At 52.0% G+C, this 19,672-nt stretch carries 21 protein-coding genes; 13 read left to right on the top strand and 8 right to left on the bottom strand.

Annotated features, from left to right (window positions below; translation table 11 throughout):
- The first annotated feature begins 213 nt into the window (after nucleotides 1–213).
- Nucleotides 214–1,110 (top strand): sugar phosphate isomerase/epimerase, encoded by an 897-nt coding sequence (locus HP435_RS16010; protein WP_173599485.1) that lies wholly within the window; start codon nucleotides 214–216, stop codon nucleotides 1,108–1,110.
- Here the strand turns inward: HP435_RS16010 and HP435_RS16005 are convergent.
- From HP435_RS16005 to HP435_RS15995, 3 genes are all read right to left on the bottom strand, one after another.
- Nucleotides 1,089–2,048 (bottom strand): prenyltransferase/squalene oxidase repeat-containing protein, encoded by a 960-nt coding sequence (locus HP435_RS16005; RefSeq protein WP_173599486.1) that lies wholly within the window; start codon nucleotides 2,046–2,048, stop codon nucleotides 1,089–1,091. The two genes, HP435_RS16010 and HP435_RS16005, sit on opposite strands and share 22 nt — an antisense overlap.
- A 20-nt stretch (nucleotides 2,049–2,068) precedes the next feature.
- Nucleotides 2,069–3,127, bottom strand: coding sequence for a DUF2515 family protein (locus HP435_RS16000; RefSeq protein ID WP_173599487.1), 1,059 nt, complete (start codon nucleotides 3,125–3,127; stop codon nucleotides 2,069–2,071).
- A gap of 97 nt (nucleotides 3,128–3,224) precedes the next feature.
- Entirely contained in the window at nucleotides 3,225–3,365 is a 141-nt protein-coding gene (locus tag HP435_RS15995; RefSeq protein ID WP_167470339.1) for a hypothetical protein, read from the bottom strand.
- Between the two features lie 101 nt (nucleotides 3,366–3,466).
- On the opposite strand from HP435_RS15995, the gene HP435_RS15990 reads away from it, so the two are divergent.
- Nucleotides 3,467–3,775, top strand: a complete 309-nt coding sequence (locus tag HP435_RS15990; protein WP_063228506.1) for an iron-sulfur cluster biosynthesis family protein — start codon at nucleotides 3,467–3,469, stop codon at nucleotides 3,773–3,775.
- Nucleotides 3,776–3,792: 17 nt separating this feature from the next.
- Here the strand turns inward: HP435_RS15990 and HP435_RS15985 are convergent, their stop codons facing one another.
- Nucleotides 3,793–4,221 (bottom strand): DUF441 domain-containing protein, encoded by a 429-nt coding sequence (locus tag HP435_RS15985; RefSeq protein WP_173599488.1) that lies wholly within the window; start codon nucleotides 4,219–4,221, stop codon nucleotides 3,793–3,795.
- Nucleotides 4,222–4,339: 118 nt separating this feature from the next.
- Nucleotides 4,340–4,651, bottom strand: a complete 312-nt coding sequence (locus HP435_RS15980; RefSeq protein WP_063228508.1) for a YfhH family protein — start codon at nucleotides 4,649–4,651, stop codon at nucleotides 4,340–4,342.
- A gap of 95 nt (nucleotides 4,652–4,746) precedes the next feature.
- Here HP435_RS15980 and HP435_RS15975 point away from each other — a divergent pair, with 95 nt between their 5' ends.
- Nucleotides 4,747–5,511 carry an SDR family NAD(P)-dependent oxidoreductase gene (locus HP435_RS15975; protein ID WP_173599489.1) on the top strand — a complete coding sequence of 255 codons (765 nt, stop codon included), beginning with the start codon at nucleotides 4,747–4,749 and terminating at the stop codon, nucleotides 5,509–5,511.
- A gap of 337 nt (nucleotides 5,512–5,848) precedes the next feature.
- Here the strand turns inward: HP435_RS15975 and HP435_RS15970 are convergent, their stop codons facing one another.
- Both HP435_RS15970 and HP435_RS15965 read right to left on the bottom strand, forming a co-directional pair.
- Entirely contained in the window at nucleotides 5,849–6,487 is a 639-nt protein-coding gene (locus tag HP435_RS15970; protein WP_122965385.1) for a cell wall hydrolase, read from the bottom strand.
- Between the two features lie 246 nt (nucleotides 6,488–6,733).
- Complete coding sequence (locus tag HP435_RS15965) at nucleotides 6,734–7,429, bottom strand: peptidylprolyl isomerase (protein ID WP_122965386.1); 696 nt, start codon at nucleotides 7,427–7,429, stop codon at nucleotides 6,734–6,736.
- 126 nt (nucleotides 7,430–7,555) lie between these two features.
- Here HP435_RS15965 and HP435_RS15960 point away from each other — a divergent pair, with 126 nt between their 5' ends.
- From HP435_RS15960 to HP435_RS15920, 9 genes are all read left to right on the top strand, one after another.
- Nucleotides 7,556–8,713: a trans-sulfuration enzyme family protein gene (locus tag HP435_RS15960; RefSeq protein WP_122965387.1), complete on the top strand. Its 1,158-nt coding sequence runs from the start codon at nucleotides 7,556–7,558 to the stop codon at nucleotides 8,711–8,713.
- A gap of 133 nt (nucleotides 8,714–8,846) precedes the next feature.
- Complete coding sequence (locus HP435_RS15955; RefSeq protein WP_063228514.1) at nucleotides 8,847–9,410, top strand: RNA polymerase sigma factor; 564 nt, start codon at nucleotides 8,847–8,849, stop codon at nucleotides 9,408–9,410.
- On the top strand, nucleotides 9,407–10,480 hold the full coding sequence (locus HP435_RS15950) for a TolB family protein (protein ID WP_173596560.1): 1,074 nt from the start codon (nucleotides 9,407–9,409) through the stop codon (nucleotides 10,478–10,480). The genes HP435_RS15955 and HP435_RS15950 overlap by 4 nt, the downstream gene beginning before the upstream one ends.
- Before the next feature lie 17 nt (nucleotides 10,481–10,497).
- Nucleotides 10,498–12,729: a hypothetical protein gene (locus HP435_RS15945; protein WP_122965389.1), complete on the top strand. Its 2,232-nt coding sequence runs from the start codon at nucleotides 10,498–10,500 to the stop codon at nucleotides 12,727–12,729.
- Complete coding sequence (locus HP435_RS15940) at nucleotides 12,723–13,655, top strand: ABC transporter ATP-binding protein (protein WP_173599490.1); 933 nt, start codon at nucleotides 12,723–12,725, stop codon at nucleotides 13,653–13,655. The genes HP435_RS15945 and HP435_RS15940 overlap by 7 nt, the downstream gene beginning before the upstream one ends.
- A complete protein-coding gene (locus HP435_RS15935) occupies nucleotides 13,652–14,518 on the top strand; it encodes an ABC transporter permease (RefSeq protein ID WP_122965391.1) in 867 nt (288 codons plus the stop codon). Before HP435_RS15940 ends, HP435_RS15935 begins: the two co-directional genes overlap by 4 nt.
- 1 nt (nucleotide 14,519) lies before the next feature.
- On the top strand, nucleotides 14,520–14,723 hold the full coding sequence (locus HP435_RS15930; protein ID WP_122965392.1) for a hypothetical protein: 204 nt from the start codon (nucleotides 14,520–14,522) through the stop codon (nucleotides 14,721–14,723).
- 189 nt (nucleotides 14,724–14,912) lie between these two features.
- Nucleotides 14,913–16,346 carry an ATP-binding protein gene (locus tag HP435_RS15925; RefSeq protein ID WP_122965393.1) on the top strand — a complete coding sequence of 478 codons (1,434 nt, stop codon included), beginning with the start codon at nucleotides 14,913–14,915 and terminating at the stop codon, nucleotides 16,344–16,346.
- 82 nt (nucleotides 16,347–16,428) lie between these two features.
- Complete coding sequence (locus HP435_RS15920; protein ID WP_063228520.1) at nucleotides 16,429–16,734, top strand: DUF1292 domain-containing protein; 306 nt, start codon at nucleotides 16,429–16,431, stop codon at nucleotides 16,732–16,734.
- An 88-nt stretch (nucleotides 16,735–16,822) separates the two neighbouring features.
- Here HP435_RS15920 and HP435_RS15915 read toward each other — a convergent pair whose 3' ends face one another.
- Nucleotides 16,823–17,200: a YflT domain-containing protein gene (locus HP435_RS15915; protein WP_122965394.1), complete on the bottom strand. Its 378-nt coding sequence runs from the start codon at nucleotides 17,198–17,200 to the stop codon at nucleotides 16,823–16,825.
- 500 nt (nucleotides 17,201–17,700) lie between these two features.
- Between HP435_RS15915 and HP435_RS15910 the strand changes: the two genes are divergently transcribed.
- The gene (locus HP435_RS15910) at nucleotides 17,701–19,671 is read left to right on the top strand and encodes a DNA gyrase/topoisomerase IV subunit B (protein WP_122965493.1); all 1,971 of its coding nucleotides are present in this window, start codon (nucleotides 17,701–17,703) and stop codon (nucleotides 19,669–19,671) included.
- Nucleotide 19,672 lies beyond the last annotated feature (1 nt).

Raw genomic sequence — 19,672 nt, 5'->3', positions numbered from 1 at the left:
TTTGTGTAACGTAGTCGACTACATGATCGTAAAGCTCTCTGCCAAGGGATGAAATCGAGCGCTCCAGGGAAAACCCGCCAATGAGACTGGTCCACCATACCTCGAAGCTACGGAATATTTCGTGGTACGCCTCTTCACTCGTTGCGCTTTTCGTAAACAACGCTTCATAAAACGAGCGATTTTGTTGGAACAATCAGGGAAAGGAGCGTATCCATGAAAAACTTCATGATCGGGCAATACGGGCATTTCGATCGGAAAAAGTACGAGCGAGACTTCCGCAAAGGATTTTATGGAATCGAAGCATGCCTGCTGCCTGCGGAAGAAGATCTTCGCTGCTTGCAGCGCGAAGCAGAGGCCAACGGTTTTCAGATTGGCGTTCATTTTCCGTTGCGGGCTGGTCAAGCGAAGCTGAGGGACGCGCTGTTTATGCACCCAGACGAAAAGGTTCGCGCAGAAGCATTTGCCCGGATTGTCGACGAGCTGGACTACATGCGCGAAATCAAGCCCGCCTACGTCCTGTTCCACTACCCGAAGCCTGTCATTTTGGACGACCGTGTGGACTGGCAAAATTGGCGGTTCGCCGATCCGAGCGACTATGTTTTCGAATCGCAGTATCCGCTCGCCGCGTTTGAGGAAAAAAGCGAGCAATTGTTTGCCTGGCTTACGGAAATGGGCGAGAAATATGCGTTTGTGCCTGTGCTGGAGTTTGACGCGCTCAATCGTTACGTATACGAAACCGATGTGTTGGAAGTTTTGCTGAACAAGTACCCGAAAATCAAGCTGTGCCTCGATACGGGCCGATTGTTCGTCCAACAAAAAATCGACCCGTACTTCGACGCGAAGCGGGTCATTCAGAGCTATGCGAAATATGCCTGGAGTCTGCATCTGTGGACGATGAAAGCGACGGATACTTTTGCCTACAACCATTTTCCTGTCTTGCCGGAGTGCACAGCCGAGCAGGGCTGGGCGCCGATCGCAGACTATTTGCGCATCGTCCGGGACGAAAATCCGGATGTCAAAATTATGTTTGAACATCGCTCAGACTTGATTGACGACGAGCAGTTGAACATTTGCTACGCGTGGGTGAATCAACTGCTGCCCGACTCCTGATCGTCCAGCAGCAACTCGATGAATCTTCCTGCTTCGTGAATCAGCCAATACGGCAAACGTGGACCGTGTATGTACAGGTTTGTTGCGGCATCGAGCATCGTGCGGACGCGCTGCTCATCGCCAATCATGCGGGCGCAAACGCCCATGACCATCCACGGGTACATATCGCCAGTGTCAAACGTGTCGAAGCGGGGGAACGCTTTCGTCATCCGTTGATAGAGCATGGCGCCGATGTCCGGCTCACATAAGCCGTACACGATGGGAAACGCCTGCGAGGTCACGTCCGGGTACCATTTTCTCCAGCCGGGATGCGAACGGTCGTACATGGCGAACGAGCGGCGAAGACGGCTGTACATGTTGGCAATTCCCGTCTTGCAGGCAACGGCGCGCACAGACGCTTCCCGGGCGAGCGGTTCCTTGCCGAGCAACGCAAACAAATAGCTGGCGTCATCCAGCCCTTTGGCAACCTCGCAGTTGTCCATCAAATATTTGACGCGAAAAGAATGTTTGGCCCAGGTCAGCCCATCCTTTTGCTGCAACCGGGCGATGCCCCGGAACAAGTAAGCAAGCTGCTCCTGATTGGCGTACAGCCAGGAAGTGTCGCCACAGCTTTCCACCCATTCGCTGACGAGACTGAAGTAAGTCGCATGGTAGCTGTCTTCACTGTCGGCGGCTCCCGTGTCGATCTCTTGCCCGGAATCGAGACGAAAGTCGTTGATGTAGCCATTTTGGCTCAGATGCTGCAAATACCAGTCCAAATAGCGGCGCACCGCTTCCCGCTCCTGTAGCCGGACCAGCGAAATAAGGGCGAGGTTGGTAAAATACGGATTGATCTGATCCCGGTCAGGACCAAGGCGAAAAGCTCCGCTCGGAAGCTGGCAGGACAGGAGGTAATCTCGCTGGTGGGCAAGCAGAGCGTTGCGGGGCTCATCGAGCATGGCGGCATGCCCTCCCTTTTCTACGTGATTGCTGTCACCAATTTTACGCCGTATTCGGTCCAGTGCAAAGCCCGTATGTACGCGTCCGTGTCGATCAGAGGCAGTTCGGCTTGCTTTTCCACTTCCAATCGCCATTTCTCATCGCGAAACCAGTCGACGCCATCGGCAGGAGCGTGCTCGACATCTGCCCAGGCGGTTTGCAGCGCAGGGCTGTACAGCTTCGGTTTGCCAGAAATCAGGTTGTCGCCTTCCAGCCGCAGTTCATATCCGGTTTTTGTCTTTGCTTGCGGCAGGTGACGCGGGGTAAACAAGTGCGGCCAGTAGTCCGCGCGCGAGCCCGTATGGGGAATGCGTGTGCAAAACGTCACAATCTTGTCCAGCCGGTACGGATCGTCGAACAAGAGGCGGTAGAGCGTTTTTCCAATGTCGATCCGCTGGGTGAGTTCGGAAAAATGCTGCACGTTCAGGCCGACGATGTTCAACCTTTTGTCGGTCGGATGTGCTTTGTAAGGAAAGAGAATTTGATTGAGCGAAAACAGCGATTGCGTGAAAAATACATACGTCGAAAAAACGCGGTTCGTCGCAAGCGGCTTATGTACGACGCGCTGTTCAATATATTGCTGCTCGTTGACGATCAATGCGCGAGTGAGCCGCGAGCTTTCCCGTGAAGCGAGAAACTCTTGCCAATACGAATGCATGAACACAGATACGCCAAGAGGTTTCAACAGGGCGCTCAAGTCTTCCTGCCGCTGTTTCATCTGGGCATACAAGAGGAGTTGCGGGTAAGCATCGTGAAAAATGAGCCAGTTGCTTCTCTCCAACAACCAGAAAAAAGGCTTGATTTCTTGCGCATCCATGATCGCAGGAAGCCATTCGCCTTTTAGATCCGTCATATTCCAACCGCCATTTCGCGAGACGAGGTGGGCAAGCAAGGCCCAGTGAATCTCGGGATGCTCGCGGTAAAAATCAAGGTACGCTTGTGTCCGCGTGACATTGTTGCGATTGGCTCTCGCTGTTTGCCATCTGATTTGCGCGACCAGTTCTTGTTTGTCCAAGGAAGAAATCGTGGTAGTCGTCATGAATGGGATAGCTCCTTGCCGTTTGTCCGAATACAGGGGGAGGGGGCCTCTCTGCGGTTAAAAAAAGCAGGTCATCAAAAAACGACCCGCTTTTGGTTCAGCCAATCATTTCGAGAACAAGAAGCCGCACCATCAGTTTTTCCTTGGCTTCTTCCCACGACTTGGCGAAGATGACTACATGCTCCGACTGGAACTGGGCTTCCGCGACAAACATGCCGTCCTGTTCGTAAATGTTCATAGAAGATCGTCCTTTCCGCTGCCTTTCAAGCATTGTATGCTATCATGAGAGAGTTGATGCATACAAAAGTGCTGGAAAAACAATGCAGGAGCGTGAACACGGTGAGAATCAAGCTGACGAAAGAAGCGGTAGACCAATTGCAAAAAGCGACGCGGCCTGTTCGCATTAGCGGTGAACTGGTAGGCGGCTGCGGAATGACCGTGGAATATTCGCTTTGGCTGGATGAAGCAACTCCAAATGACCAGGTGATGCAGGTCGAAGCGATGACTTTGCTGATTGATGCGGAGACGATCGGCTACATCGACTCGGATTCCTTGACGATCGATTATCGGGCACAGCAAGGGTTTCGGCTCGTGACCCCGCAGCAAATTTTGGCGTACGGCCTTACGTTGAAAGAGCGCTGGGGTTGACCCGTTCGCTTTCCGTTTTACTTGGGCAAAAATTGCAGGAGAAAAGCGAGCATTCCGGCGGCGATCAGCGGGCCGACGGCGACTCCGCGGAAAAAGGTGACGCCGATGATCGTTCCCAGCAACAAGCCCGTGACAATGAGCGGATTGCCGGACATCAGATCGGTTCCTTTTCCCGCAAGGTAGGCGACAAACACCCCCATGATGATCGCCAGAATCGTATGCCAATGGGTGAACAGGGCAAGCACGGAAGCCGGATTGACTTTTCCGCTTGCGAGCGGCGCGAGAATGCCGATGGTCAAGATGATAATGCCTACTTGCAAGCCATGCTGCTCAAGCAGCGGAAAATAGCGTTCGAGCGAAAACAGCCGCATGATCGAGACGGTCGCGTTATTGCCCACGATGCCGAGCGCAAGCAAGAGGAGCAGAGTGAGGTTAATGACATCCATGCTGGTTGTGCTCGCTTTCGTTTTTGCCAGTAGTATATCCAGATGGGGCACGGCTTGTGTTGCCGCATACGAAAAAAGAGATCAGGCATGGCAGCAGCATGCACGGATCTCTTTTTGCTTAGTCGAACCAAAGTTCCAGCATCCCTACCGGAAAGCCTGTCTGCTCATCCGAATCAGGGAAGCGTCCCCAGGCGAATACACCGTTGAAATAATCAATCGTAAATGGCTGGTCGTATTCGGCAACGCTGTATTTTCCGCCAATGCGAAATTCTTTCGTCCCCAAATAATACGACTTGGCCATGAAATACTTTTGCGTAATGATGGCAAGCTGGGACTCGTCACCCAGTTTCTTTTTCTCCTTGGCTTCCACGTGCAGGCGTTCCATCTCTTCCTGCAGCTCAGCGAGTGTCATTTGACTGTACAAGCGCAACGGACTGCCTCCTTTCCCTACAGGTATATTGTAACAAAAGACAGGGGAAAAGGCGATGGATGGAGAAGTACGAGAGAACGAATGGAGGGAACAACATGACGAGATTTGATTTGACAGGCAAAAAAGCGATCGTAACAGGCGCTGGACGAGGCATCGGAAAAGCATTGGCGATCGGCTTGGCCGAGGCGGGGGCAGAGGTTGCCGTTGTCGCGCGCACAGAAGCGGACTTGCAGGAAGTGGTCCAGGAGATTCAGGCAAGCGGGGGAGCGGCTACGCCGATTACAGCCGATTTGACCGAGGCAGGTGCAGCAGAAAAAGTAGTGGCCGAGACGCTGGAGACATTGGGCGGCCTGCATATTTTGGTCAATAACGCCGGGATGAACATTCGCAAAAAAGCGCATGAAGTCAACGAGGAAGAATGGGATCGGGTTGTCGATCTGAATTTGAAGGGAGCGTTTTTTCTCAGTCAGGCGGCCGGAAAAGTCATGTGTGAACAGCGCTACGGGCGGATTGTGAATATCGCATCCGTGGCTGGACTTGTTGCGCTGCGCACGGGAGTCGCTTATGGGGCGAGCAAAGCGGGTGTCATCCAGATGACGAGAGTGCTCGCGCTGGAATGGAGCAAATTCGGCGTGAATGTCAACGCGATCGCACCTTGGTATTTCCGCACGCCGCTGACGGAAGCGTTGCTCGACGATGAAGCTTTTTTGCAAGAAGTGCTGCAGCGGACGCCGAGCGGAAGAATTGGCGATGTCGAAGATTTGGTTGGTCCTGCGATTTTTCTCGCTTCGGATGCGGCCAGTTACATATCGGGGCAAACGATTGCGGTCGATGGCGGAATGTCGGTCTACGGCTTCTAGCGCGAAAAGGAGAGAACCAGCATGAATAAGGCAAATAGCAAAAAAAGGGGCATTCCCGGCGTGGGAATGCCTAATTATTGGGGGCGATTGAGAAAATGAACGATTGGCGCACATGACCGGATTGCTCTCACCCAACACAGTCAATAGCCAGCTACTGTTAGCGTAGGCATATTTAGATGGAAAAATCGATCTACCCATGCTTACGTTAAAGAAGTCATTCTAGGAAGAACATCGAACTTTTTCTCAATGCGTTGAAAAAGTGCTTACAATGAAAAGATAACAGACAAAAGTAAAGTCGCAATAAAATAAAAATAAATCATTATTAAATTTTTCGGCGTTATCGGGCGAAGCGGTGATTTCCGATCACGACCGTTTGGGGCCTGGACCAAATCCATTTGGATGTTGCGGTATCAGGATTGAAAAAATAAAGGGAACCGTTTGTCGGATCCTTTCCATTCACTGCATCCGCGACAGCCTTTCTGACGCTCTCGTTCGTTCTCGACGAGAGTCTGCCGTTTTGGACAGGCGAGAATGCGTTGGGAGCAAAAATAACCTCCCGCACCGTATTTGGAAATTGTGATGAAGCTACCCGATTCAATACGACAGCAGCAATCGCTACTTGTCCTTCATACGGTTCACCCCGGCCTTCCGCATATACCAACCGGGCAAGCAGTTCCATATCCCTATCTGAAATTTTTACGTTTCCATGGCGAATCACTTTGCGGCGATCATCTCGACTGACTTGGATATGATCGCGTTTTGCTTGCGTTTGAGGGATAGACATTTTTGTTTGCTTCTTGGCTGTCGGCACAGGTGCTGTTGCTGTTTGGACTACATCTGCCAGAGCGGACGCGGACGGCGTTCCCTTTGAATGAGGTGCCATTGCGCTCGTCGGCGTGACGAACAGGCAGAGAAGAAGCAAGGCAAAACTGTTGAGAAAGAAGAAAAAGCGCGTTCGCGCTTCTCGTGTCTTCATGGTAAGAACCACTCCTTTTCGCTTTTTGCTTTTGTGTGCGGAAGCGAATCGGGTCTTTTGCAAGTCTAGCGACAATGTATGCGAAGTGCAAGAGGAAATTGGTTCCATAGGACTATTTACTGTCTGGAAGAGATGGATGAATACAGGGGAGAAGAAGACGAGGGGAGCGGAAAAAATCTTGTTTTTGCAAGGAAAAACACCACTGCGCATAGACAGTGGTGTTTGGTGTGAGCTAGTCACAAAGGCTTATTTTTCCGTAATCGTAATTGTATTGATTTTGATCGTTTGCTCTGGAGAGCTGGGTTCATTTGTTTGCGGGTTCGGTTTCACTTTTGTGGCTGCGATTTTTTGCACGACGTCCATGCCACCCACGACTTTTCCGAAAATCGTGTAATTTGGCGCGTTTTCCAAACCTTCTACATCTTTTCCCGACCCGATGAAAAATTGGCTGCCGTTTGTGTTTGCTCCGGCGTTTGCCATCGCAACAACGCCAGGCTCGTACTTGTGGCCGTTTTTCAACTCATCCTGGAACGTGTAGCCCGGGCCGCCAACTCCGATTCCCAGCGGATCGCCGGTCTGAATCATGAAATTTTGGATCACGCGGTGGAAAATAACGCCGTCATAAAACTTGTCTTTGGCCAAAAAGACGAAGTTGTTGACAGTGACAGGCGCGTCTTTGGCGAACAAATCAATCGTGATGTCGCCCATCGTCGTAGAGATTTTCGCTTGGTAGGACTTGTTTTTGTCGATCTGCATGTCAGGGGCTTTCTCGTACTTCTTTTCCCCGGTAGGAGCAACAGGTTGGGAAGGCTCATTGGAGCCAGGTTTTTCAGTTGGCGCAGTCGGTTGTGTCGGAGCGGTTTCGTTTTTCGCACTGGAACAACCCGCGACCAAGGCGATTGCCATCAGACATGTGAACAGGGTCATGAAAAACTTTTTCATCTTGTGCACCTTCCTTTGTTTCTTGCCATTAGGGTGGTTCGGTTTCGAATTATAGCATAAATGGACAGGCAAATGCCAATCGGGTAGTCTGTCCCGCTTGTGGCGTGGTATGATGGGAGGAAAAGGGTGATTGATGTGGGAGAACGGTTCGAAACAGCTACGGTACATATTGGGCATTCACCTTTGAAACAGGTAACAAGCAAGTCTACGCCGATCTATCAGACATCTGTTTTTGCCTTCGACGGCTTGGAGGAAGTAGAAAAATATTACGCTGGTGAAGGCGAATATTTGTATACGCGAAACGGCAATCCCAATCAGGTAGAACTGGCTGATGCCATCGCCCGGCTCGAACAGGCAGAGGCTGGAGTCAGTGCGGCTTCCGGCATGGGAGCGATCATGGCTGGCCTGCTTTCGATTCTTTCCCCTGGCGATCACGTACTCGCATCGCATGAAATATACGGGGGCACTTACGCTCTTTTGCATAAGGAATTGTCGCGGTTCGGCATCGAGCTGGAGTGCATTGTACTGGATCAGGGCACCAGGCTGAGCGATCATGTCCGCCCGGCGACGAAGCTGTTTTTCCTGGAGACGATTACGAATCCGTTGCTCACGGTTGTCGACTTGCCGCAGTGGATTCGTCAGGCGAAAGAACTCGGTCTGACTGTCATGGTCGACAACACGTTTGCCACGCCTTATTTGGTGCAGCCAATCGCGTTTGGCGCCGATCTCGTTGTTCACAGCGGAACCAAGTACATCGGTGGACACAGTGACGTTACGTGCGGTGTTCTGGTCGGGAACCGTGCCCTGGTGAAACGCGCAGCCGAAATCGTCGTCAATTACGGTGCGTCCCTCAGTCCGTTCGAAGCTTGGTTGACGGCGCGCGGTCTGAAAACATTGGCAGTGCGAATGGAACGGCAGTGCGACAATGCAAAGGAAGTGGCCCGTTTCTTGCAAAGCCATCCTGCTGTTAGCCGCGTCTACTATCCGAGCGACGAAGCGACTTCCTTTTTCACAAGGCAAAAGCAAGGGGCGATGGTTTCCTTCACGCTCAAGGAAGAGAGCAAGATTTACGACTTTTACCGCGCACTGGATTGGATTCAATTCGCGCCATCTTTGGCTGGAGTAGAGACGAGTGTGTCCCATCCGGTTACGACTTCGCACCGGGCGTTTACCGAGGAGCAGAGACTGGCGACCGGAATTACGATGGGACTGGTGCGCATGTCTGTAGGGATCGAAGCGGTCGACGACATTGTCAGCGAGCTTTCCCGTGCTTTAAGGAATTAATTGAAAAAAGCAGGGAACCTTGTAACTTCTTGGCGGGCTTATCGTATAAATTAGGTAGGATGGAGTCAGGATGAACGAGGGTTATGTATCTTGACTCGATGCAACAAAATGGGAGAAACCGAGGAAAACCGCAATGGGAATGGCGATACAGCGTCCCGCGCAATCATCGGACCAAGCATCTGGAGACTATTACGAATCTCGTCCATTTACAGAACTGTACGACGAGTATTTTGATCGCGTGAATCGTTATTTGCGATGCCGTGTCCAGAGTACGTGGGATGCCGACGATTTGACCACCGTGGTCTTTTTGAAAGCGCTGGAAAAATTTGAACAATATAGCAGAACAAGTCCGTTTGCCTCTTGGATTTTTCGCATTGCGCACAATACATACGTGGATTTCATGCGAAAAAACAGAGAGCTTCCCGTCGATCAGGAAGATTTTTTGGGAGCTGAGCCGGATGATACCTGGCAGCCGGAGCGGCAGGCGTTGACCAACGAGGAAATTCGCCTGCTTCGCGACCGGCTCGACTTGTTGTCGCAGGATCAGAAGGACGTTCTCATGCTGCGTTATTTTGCCGATTTGAAAATCAGCCAGGTTGCTGAGGTGCTGGGTAAGACAGAATCAAGCATCAAAATGATCTCCTATCGGGGCTTGCAAAAACTTCAGAAGATGTACGAAAGGGGGGACTCCGAGTGAGAGAAGAGGAGAAATACCCCCAAGGTCATACCGATGATCAGACTGTAGCTCAACTCCTGACCCATTTAAAACGCATGCGCCGTTCTGTTCCCGTCAATTATCAGTTGAAGGCTGATTTGAAAAAGCAGTTGCTGGAACGAATGAAAGAGTTGGAAGCGAAAAAGGTTCAGCCACAACCGGAGCGACCGTGGATGAAGCGAAAGTGGGTCTGGTCCGGTGGTACTGTCCTGGCAGCCGTAGTGCTCATCGGCGCTTATTTGTTATGGTGGGGCGACAGCTCGGTGACGATAAACAAACAAGAGGTGCTCACACTTCCAGCCGAGGCGACTGTAGAGCAGGTGGATATTGATAAATCTGCCACGCAAATCGCTTACATTGTCCAGTCGTCCGAGTTGCGGACCATCCCGATTGACAGCGAAACTAAGCCTGTCACTTTCAAATTGCCGCCAACGAAAGGCAAGTATGTGGCAGTGGCGTGGTCCAATTTGGGCAAGCAGATCGCCGTTGTCGAGCAAGTCGAGCAGACGTCCCGGATTTGGCTCGTCGATTTGCCAACGACATACAATGTGGGCAGCAGCCGTCTGCTCAAGGAAGAGGAAGGGGTAGCTTTCAGCTCTCCGAGTTGGTCGCAGCACGACGACTCCCTTGCGTATACGCGCTCGAAAAACGGCATGGATGAAATTTGGGTCAGCAGCACCATCTCGTTTCAGGAATGGAAGCTCGCCGAAGGATCTCAGCCGGAATGGTCGCCTGATGGCCGTTTCCTGTCACTGCACAAAGATGGAGAGATCGCTGTCATGGAAATGAGGACGGGGCTGATCACGATACTGGGGCAGGGGCAGTGGGCTTCCTGGCGTTCAGAGCACGAGCTTACTTATACCAAAGCGGATGGCCAGTTGATGGAGGCCGAACTGGGAGACGAGTCTTTCGTGAACAGAGAGCTGCATTTGCGCAACCAGTCTGCTGCTGAATTTGTTCGCGGCAATTGGGCAGCGAAAGGCAAGCAACTCTTGCTCATTTCGCGGGAAAGTCAGCCTGTTGAGCTGGTTGTCTCACTAGCGTCACGATAACGAGCGGAGGAACAAGCATGAGAAGGAGCTGGATGTTGGCCTTTGTCGTGGCATGGGTCTGTTTTTTGGGACAGCCAGCGTCGGCAGAGAACAACGTGGATATAGAAATAAACATGCCGATGAGCGGCTTGATCAAGTATGAATCATGGGCGCGGGTCGGCGTGACGATTTCCAGTCAGGAAAAAGATGTTGCGGGCTTCGTGGAACTGTCGAGAAACCCTTTGGCAAAAAATCAGCGTCAAACGAACTTGCGCCAGCCTGTGAAGTTGGAAAAAGGCAAAAGCACTACTCTGTTTTTTGATTTGCCTGTGCAACTGTTGCTCGATGACTGGTACATCCAGGTGACACAAAATGGACAGGTGATCAAATCAGAGAAATTGCGCCTCCCCTACCCAAAGGACGGCCAGACGATCGGCGTCGTGAACGAGGGAGGCAACGCGTTTCATTTTCTGGCGGTAAATGCTTCCCAGACGAAACAAAATCGGTCGATCTCCGTCCAAACGGTATCTCCCGACATGCTGCCTGATCAGTCGTGGATGTTGGAGAGCCTTGATGTGCTGGCGATCGGCGGGAAGCAGGAGACGCCGATTAACGATACACAGTTGAACGCGATCAAGGAATGGATCAAGCTCGGCGGTGTCGTCATCTTGTCCGCAGGTCCCGAGCAGGATGGGCTGGTGCAAAGGTTTGCAGACATTTTGCCGATCCCGCCGGGGAACAAGGGAAGCGTGAACATAGCGGATGCGCTGCGGGTATACATGGACGACAAGCCTGCTCCACCCGGGAATATCCCTGTTTACAACAAAGATTTTCCGCTGTTTGTTGCCAAGCCCAGCGGAAAAGGACTGCTGTTGTTCGTCAACTACGATGTGACTTTGGAGCCGCTTGCTTCCTGGCAGCACAACTTGCCGCTCTGGCAAAATGTTATGGTGCAGCAGGGCGCGACGACCATTTTGGAAAACAAGCGCTACCTGGATCAAATGTCGCGGCCTTTTTTGGAGTTGAGCAAGAAAATCCCCGATGTACAGACTCCAACGCCTGTTTGGATGGTCGTCCTGTGGGGCGGATACGTGCTGCTGGTTGCCCCCCTGGCTTACATCGTGCTGAAAAGAATCGGCAGACGGGAGTGGGCGTGGGGAATCATCCCAGGGGTTGCCGTCTTGTTGACTATCGGTATTTTCGCGTTTGGAAAACCGCTGGTGGTGAAAACGAACGCCAGCTATACGGTTTCGGAAATCAACATTTTGGACGAACATTTGGCCAGGGCCCGAACAGCCGCAACCTTTTTGTCCGTCGACAAGGATGGCTACGATGTGATTGTGGAGCCTTCCATCGTGGCTGTGCCTTTGACTCAGGGCCGCAGGGATTACGAGCCGGAAGGGCTGACAGATGGCTCGCGCCTGTTGTCTTACCGCAACCTTCCTTACCTGACTCCTAAACAGGCGACCGGGTTTGGGGTGCTGCGAGAGATCGGAGCTTTTGACGTGAACGTGCATGTGGAGGAGAACCGGATTGTCGGGCAAGTGAAGAACAATACGCTTTACTCCTACGAGCAGGCGTACATCGAAGTCGGCTTGCAGCGGATTCCGATCGGAGCATTGAAAAAAGGCGAAGAAAAACAGATTGACGGAGCGGTGGAAGCCTTGTTTATGCCGCGCGATCAACTTCAGGAAGAAGCGGATTCGCCTGAAAAGAGACGAAAAGAGATGCAAGAGAACGTCATCGGGTATGGACAGGGCGGTCAGGTTCGCTTGATCGGGATCACGACAGACCCGATTCCGCTGATGAAAATGCAGGAGCCGCATCAGTCGTACTACTGGAATGTCGTCAACCAGACGGTACAGCTAAAGCCGCAAGAAAACGGGAATGTGGTAATGCCTTACGGGCTTTTGAACGTCGATCTGCTGGAAACGACGGGAGACTACGATTCAATCAATGGCTATTTGTGGCAGCTTGGAAAAGGCAGCATCACTTTTGAACTGCGCACCGACATGACGAATTTGGACCTGAAGCGTTTGCTTGTTCCGCTTGATCACAGTTCCTACCGTCCGTTCCGGGTGGAGTATTTCCAGCAGAAAAGCGGGAAATGGCGCCTGGTTGACCGGGGAACAAAGCTCGTGCTGGATCGGGAGCTTCAGGATGCGTTGACCGTGAATCATACGCTGCTGCTGCGCTTTTCCAATGACGGACCGTCGCGCTTGTCGCTGCCTGTGCCATTCTTCCAGGTTGAAGGGGTGAGAAAATGGTAATTGAAACCGTGCATCTTGGGAAGCGCTACGGAACCCTGCAAGCCTTGTCAGACTTGAATTTGGCCATCGAACCGGGAAAAGTATTCGGATTCATCGGTCCGAATGGCGCTGGCAAATCGACAACGATGATGATTTTGTCTACTTTGCTTGAACAGAGCGAAGGGGAGGCGTATGTGTGCGGCTACAACGTCCGCAAAGATCCGGCCAGCGTCCGCCAGTCGATAGGATACATGCCCGATTTCTTTGGCGTGTACGACAATTTGACGGCAGTCGAGTATTTGGAGTTTTACGCAGGCGCTTTTAAAATCCCTGCCCGAAACAGGCGATCCCTGGTCGCCGATTTGCTGGAGCTGGTCAACCTGTCGCCGAAAGCGGATGCTTTTGTCGATTCTTTGTCGCGCGGAATGCAGCAAAGGCTCGGTCTGGCGAGGTGTCTCGTGCACGATCCGGCTGTCCTGATTCTGGATGAGCCTGCTTCCGGTCTGGACCCGCGCGCACGCATCGAGCTGCGGGAAATCATCAAGCAGCTGCGGGAGATGGGCAAGACGATTTTGATCAGCTCGCACATCCTGCCGGAGCTGGCTGAGCTGTGCGATGATATCGGAGTGATCGAACACGGCAAGCTAATCGCCTGCGGCTCCGTCCACGAAGTGAGCAATCGCGAGACAGGTGGCAGCGTCATGCAGCTGCGGGCGTTGCGCAAGCTGGACAAGGCAGCGCTGCTGCTCGAAAGCTCGCCGCTCGTCAACCATCTAGAGGAATACATGGGCGGTTTCCGCTTTTATTTTCAAGGAACCGAGCAAGAAAAAGCAGAGTTGCTGCAAGAGCTGATGGATGAGCAAGTGGCTGTCGTCTACTACGGGGACGCGAAGAAAAATTTGGAAGATGTTTTCTTGGCGATTACGGAAGGAGTCGGTATGGAATGAACGGCTTCCTTTTCAATCCGATTCTCGTCAAAGAGATGAGAGAGCGATTTCGCTCGCGCAAAACGGTGTGCATCCTTGCCATTTATTTGCTGATCATGGGCGGCATTCCGCTCGGTTTTTTGCTGACGGATACGCTGAAGGCCGAGGCGTTGGGCGAGAACCGCAATCTGTTTCTTATTTCCGCAGCGATTCATTATGCGATGGTCTGCTTTGTGGCTCCGGCATTGACCGCAGGCGCCATCAGCGGGGAGCGTGAACGGCAGACGCTGCACATTTTGCTGACGACACAGTTGTCGCCGACTACGATCGTCTGGAGCAAGCTGATCACATCGCTTGCGTTTTCGACACTGCTGATCGTCGCGTCGATGCCGCTATACAGTATCGTCATGCTGTACGGCAGCGTGTCGCCGGAACAACTGGCCCAGCTGATCCTGTTTTTGGCGGTCAATATTTTCTTTTTGGGCTCGCTTGGACTGTTTTGCTCTACCTGGATCAAGCGCACCTCGATCAGCACCATTACAGCGTACGGAATCGCGTTCTTTTTCGTCGTCGGAACCGGGCTGTTGTTCTTTTTCATCGGGGAATGGCTACAGCAAAGCTATCCGGACATGTACCCGGACCAAGGAGTTTGGAATTTGCCCGAGCTGCAAGTGCTGGCGGGGATGAACCCGGTGATTGTCCTGTTCGGCATTTTGGGAGAGTCGTTGGATCATTCCGAGCAGCTGGCGTTTTCACCGTGGCTGTTTTTCTCCTGCACGTATGTGGTGCTAGGCTTGCTCCTCGTAGTTTGGAGCGCTTATTTGCTGAAACCGATCCGCCGCAGATGGTGGAGTTGGAAGAAAGCGTCTGGTCGTGTAAAATGAGATGGATGTGTTGGAAAAGGAGGTATGTTTTGTGAGCAAACAGGAAGAAGTGCAAATCATCGATTTTGAAGAAATGCTCAGATCGATTGAAAGTCGTCTAGCATCTGCCGGCATGTACGTGCAGCGGGAAGCGATCATCACGATTTTGCAAGCAGAAGAAGCGTTTCTGCTGGAAAAAGGCGTGCTGCAAGAGTATAGCGAGTAAAAACGGACAACCTGCCCTTTTCGGTAGGTTGTTTTTTTGTCAAAAGACGCATGCATGGAAATGGCAGATGTGCTCAGTGCTTCATGGCGTATACGCGAATGCTTATGGATGGTTAGACGGAAAAAAGAGGAAATGCGACTTCTGTGGTGAATTTGTCCATATCCTTACGACCGAAGAGGTGAATGCTCGTTGCGTGCACAAGGCGTCGAAGCTGGAGCTGCTTCACCTAAAAATGAATGGCTCCATATTATCCAAAACGTACATAACCATATTTTCAAATTCATTCGGAATGAACAGGACGAGTTTATCTTGGAGCTGTCGGAAGGGAAGCTTGCGCATGAGTACGGGATTCACACGGATGCATTGAAAGGCATGCGCATGGAGGATATTTTTCGCAAAACCGATGTAGAGTATATCCTGCCTTACTACCAGGTAGCCGTTGCCGGGCAGACTGTAGAGTATGAACTCGTTCTGGGCGAACGGTATTTTGCCTCGGTATTAACCCCGATCAGCCATGACGGCGTCGTTACGGAAATCATCGGTTCAGCTACGGATATTACTGAATACAAGCTGATGAAACAGCAGATGCAAGAGGCAGAGGAGCTGTACCGCAGTCTGGTCGAGGACACTTTGATCGGCGTTTACATCGCATATGTCGAGGAGCCAGGGTTTGTTTACGTCAATCCGCGGTTGGGGGACATTTTTGGATACAGCCAGGAAGAGCTTGTGAGAATGACCGCCTCTGATCTGGTCATCGAGGAAGAGCGCGGGATCATTCACGGACATCAGGAGCGAAGATTGAACGGCGATCGTTCCAATATCCACTATCAGTTTCGCGGGCTGTGTAAAAACGGCAGCAGGATCGATGTCGAAGTTTTGCAAAAAACGAGCATGTACAGAGGCAAACCGGCGGTCATCGGCATTTTGCAGGATATAACCCAGCGCAAGCAAGCGGAGGAGCTTGTGCGCAAATCGGAATTGTTGTCGGTGATCGGCCAGATGGCGGCAGGCGTTGCTCACGAAATTCGCAATCCTCTGACGTCTTTGAAAGGGTTTGTCCAACTGCTGCGAGCGTACCCGGAGGGCAAGGACGAATATTTTGGCATCATGCTGTCCGAACTGGATCGGATCGAGTTTATTATCAGCGAATTTCTCGTGCTGGCCAAGCCGCAGGTTATCCTCCAGCGCAAGCGGGAAATGCGCCCGCTTCTGGAGCAGATCGTCATGATCGCGGACACACATGCGATTATGCACAATGTCCAAATCATCACAAGCTACGCCGAAAACCTGCCGTCGATTGTCTGCGAGGAAAACCAGCTGAAGCAAGTTTTTCTCAATCTGCTGAAAAATGCGGTGGAAGCGATGCCGAACGGCGGGGAAGTGAAGGTGACGGCGGCTGTGGAAGGGGAGACGATGGTCATCGCCTTTTCCGATCAGGGCTGCGGGATTTCCCAGGAACAGCTGGCGAAGCTCGGCGAGCCATTTTTCACGACGAAGCCGAACGGGACGGGCCTCGGCTTGATGGTCAGCTACAAAATTATCGCCAATCACGGCGGGACGATCAGCGTGCGTAGCGGTGAAGGGACAGGCACGACCTTTGAAATCAGATTGCCGATCGGATAGCGCCATTTGCCCGTTTGCTTCTGCCGGAAAAAAACGGTATGATGGTGTAGAGAACCAATATCAGCATAAGGACGTGAACGCATTGACAGAAGATAACAAAGACCTCGAATTGGGCGATATCATTACGCTGGACGATGAAAACGGTGAACCGTTGGGTGATTTTGAAGTAATCGCGATGTTTGACCTGAACGGTAAAGAATATATTGCCTTGACGGAAGCAATCGAAGATGAAGAGGCAGAAGAAGACCTCGATGAAGAAGTAGACATCTTCGTATTCCAAGTTGACGGCGGCGAAATGGTTCCGCTGGAAGAAGACGAGGAAGGCGTTGTTTACGCGAAGCTGAACGAGGTTCTGGAAGGCATTGAACTGATCGACAAAGGCGAATAATCGGGTTGCCCCCAGGAAGCAAGCGGCACTCGTACGCATGAAGAAGCCACTGCTGGTGTCAATGACCAGGCAGTGGCTTTTTGACGTCTCAGTTTTTCATTTGAATAATATTGTCTTTGAGATCGCGCACGACCAACAGGCAGGTGTAATCCGTTTCTTGCAGTTCTCTGACCAGCGCGGAGCATTCGTCTTTGGTCAGCCCGAGCTTTTCCAGACGGGTGCGCAGTTCCTCGCCGCCATTGTCAAAAAAGTGGGCTTTGCTGTCGATGTCTCCTACGGCACTCTCGAAGTGGGTGCTGTATTTATAAAAATTGTTGCGCTGGTTCGAGTGGTTTTTATCGGGATTCCATTTCAGCACCCAGATGTCATCCTTATGATAGCCGGACGAATTCAGCGCCTGGATATCTGAAACCAGCTCCTGATCGTAGCGATGAAACTTCACAAACGGCTTGGTAGCACTGATCAAAGTTGTTCCCCCCTATGTCGGCTCAGGAATCGATGCCTTACTAGGATGCCCGCCGGAGCGTTCACGATGAATGGAAAATAGTTCGCCGCAGGCCACACTTGATGCGAAAAAAAGCACAGCGGTAATAATTTCCGGCAGAAGAGAAGGGTTTTTCCAAAACAACCAAGAAAATAAGTAAGAGCAAGCGAGGTTGCTTCGCTTTGACCTTGCTTTGTTGCAAATGCTACACTAATGAAGAAGCGTCATATGCTGGAGTGAATGCGGTGCGTGATCGGCCATCTCGCTAGGGCGGGGTGGTTTTTTTGCCCCATTTTGTGACTGGCGTTGAATACTATGGGAAGCATACGGTACAATAGCGATTAAGTGTTCGCTTTTTTCTGTGAAAAATTCCCTAGGTGGATCGCAAGGAGTTTTTGCGAAAAACAGGCGATGACCTGCGCGGTTACCAAAACGCCAGCAAGTTTTGGACGCTTTTCGAATTAGTAGAGGGGAGAGCGCGATTGAAGGAAACAGACACACTACATACACTGACCTATACCGAGGAAGATATCCAGGTACTGGAGGGCCTGATCGCCGTCCGTAAACGTCCTGGGATGTACATAGGCTCTACCGGAAGCAGAGGTTTGCACCATCTCCTGTGGGAAATCGTCGACAATGCCAAGGACGAGGCGTTGGCTGGCGTCAATGATACGATCATCGTTACTTTGTACAAGGACGGCAGTGTCAGCGTAGAAGACCACGGCCGGGGGATTCCGACCGGGATGCATAAAACGGGACGGCCTGTTCCCGAAGTCATTTTTACGACACTCCACGCCGGAGGGAAATTCGGCGGCGGCGGATATAAAAAAAGCGGCGGCTTGCACGGGGTAGGCTCCAGCGTCGTGGTCGCCTTGTCCAAATGGCTTGAGGTGGAAATCCACCGGGAAGGCAAAGTGCACAAGCAACGCTTCGCTTACGTGGTCGATGAAAAAGGCGTCGAGCATGTCGGCAAGCCGGTTACCGATCTGGAAGTGACAGGTACGACGAGAAGAACGGGAACGACTGTGCGCTTTTTGCCGGACGAAGCCGTATTTGGCAGCGCGCGTTTTGATTACGAGACGATTCGCGACCGTTTCCGGGAGACCGCCTTTCTGTTGAAAAAGCTGCGCATGGTCTTGATCGACGAGCGCGGACCGGAGAAAAAACGCGAAGAGTTTTACTTCGAGGATGGCTTGAAATCGTACGTCTCTTATTTGAATGAGGGCAAAAACACGCTGCACCCCATCGTTTATTTCGAGGGAGAAAAAGACAACGTCTACGTCGAGCTGGCGTTTCAATACAACGACGGTTATGCAGAGACGCTCGTATCGTACGTCAACTCGATTGTCACGACAGACGGCGGTACGCACGTCACGGGCTTCCGCAACGGAACGACCCGGATTTTCAACGAATTTGCGCGGAAAAAAGGGTACTTGAAGGACAAAGATCCCAATCTGACGGGAAACGATTTGCGGGAAGGTTTCCTCGGAGTGCTGTCATTGCAAATGGCTGATGTCCAGTTCGAGTCCCAAACCAAGGACAAGCTGGGGAACGAAGAAGCGCGGGCAATCGTCGAACAAATTGTCTCAGAAAAGCTGGGCTTCTTCCTCGAGGAAAATCCGGAAATAGGCAAGCTTTTGATCGACAAGGCAGTGCGGTCTGCCGAAATTCGCGAGGAGCTGCGCAAACAGCGCGAAGCTTTGCGCGGAGACAAGAAAGGCAAGACGGCGAAAAAACGCAAATCGATCTCGGAAAAATTCACTCCTCCGCAATACCGCGATTCCAAACGCAACGAGCTGTTCCTCGTCGAGGGTGACTCCGCAGGCGGCTCGGCCAAGCAAGCGCGCAATTCCGAGTTTCAGGCGCTGTTCTCCTTGCGAGGAAAACCGTTGAACACGGAAAAGGCCAAGCTGTCCGAAGTGTTGGCAAACGAGGAATTTCGGACGATTTTGGAGGTACTGGAGACGGATATCGGGGAAGAGTTTGACATCGAAAACTGCGCTTTTGACAAAGTCATCATCATGTCAGACGCGGACGTCGACGGCTCCCACATCCAGACGCTGCTCCTCACCTTCTTTTTCCGCTACATGCGTCCGATGATCGCAGCAGGCCACTTGTACATCGCCCAGCCGCCGCTTTACCAGGTGAAAAAACAGGTGAAAGGCAAGCAGACGGAAGCGATCTACTGTTGGAGCGATCAGGAGCTGGAGCAGGCGCTCAAGCGGGTAGGACGAGGTGCAGAAGTACAACGATACAAAGGCTTGGGTGAGATGAACGCCGATCAGCTGTGGGAAACGACAATGGACCCGGAAACGCGCAAACTCATCAAAGTCGAGCTTGAAGACCTCGCTCACTGTGAAAAACTCGTGACGGTGCTGATGGGAGACAAAGTTCCGCCTCGTCGCGAGTGGATCGAGAACCACGTTACCTTTGAAGTGGGAGAGGATGAATAAA

The sequence above is a fragment of the Brevibacillus sp. HD3.3A genome (assembly GCF_013284375.2).
Classification (GTDB): domain Bacteria; phylum Bacillota; class Bacilli; order Brevibacillales; family Brevibacillaceae; genus Brevibacillus; species Brevibacillus parabrevis.
Note: the sequence above shows the minus strand (reverse complement) of the source record. Positions and strands in the feature narration are given on the sequence as shown.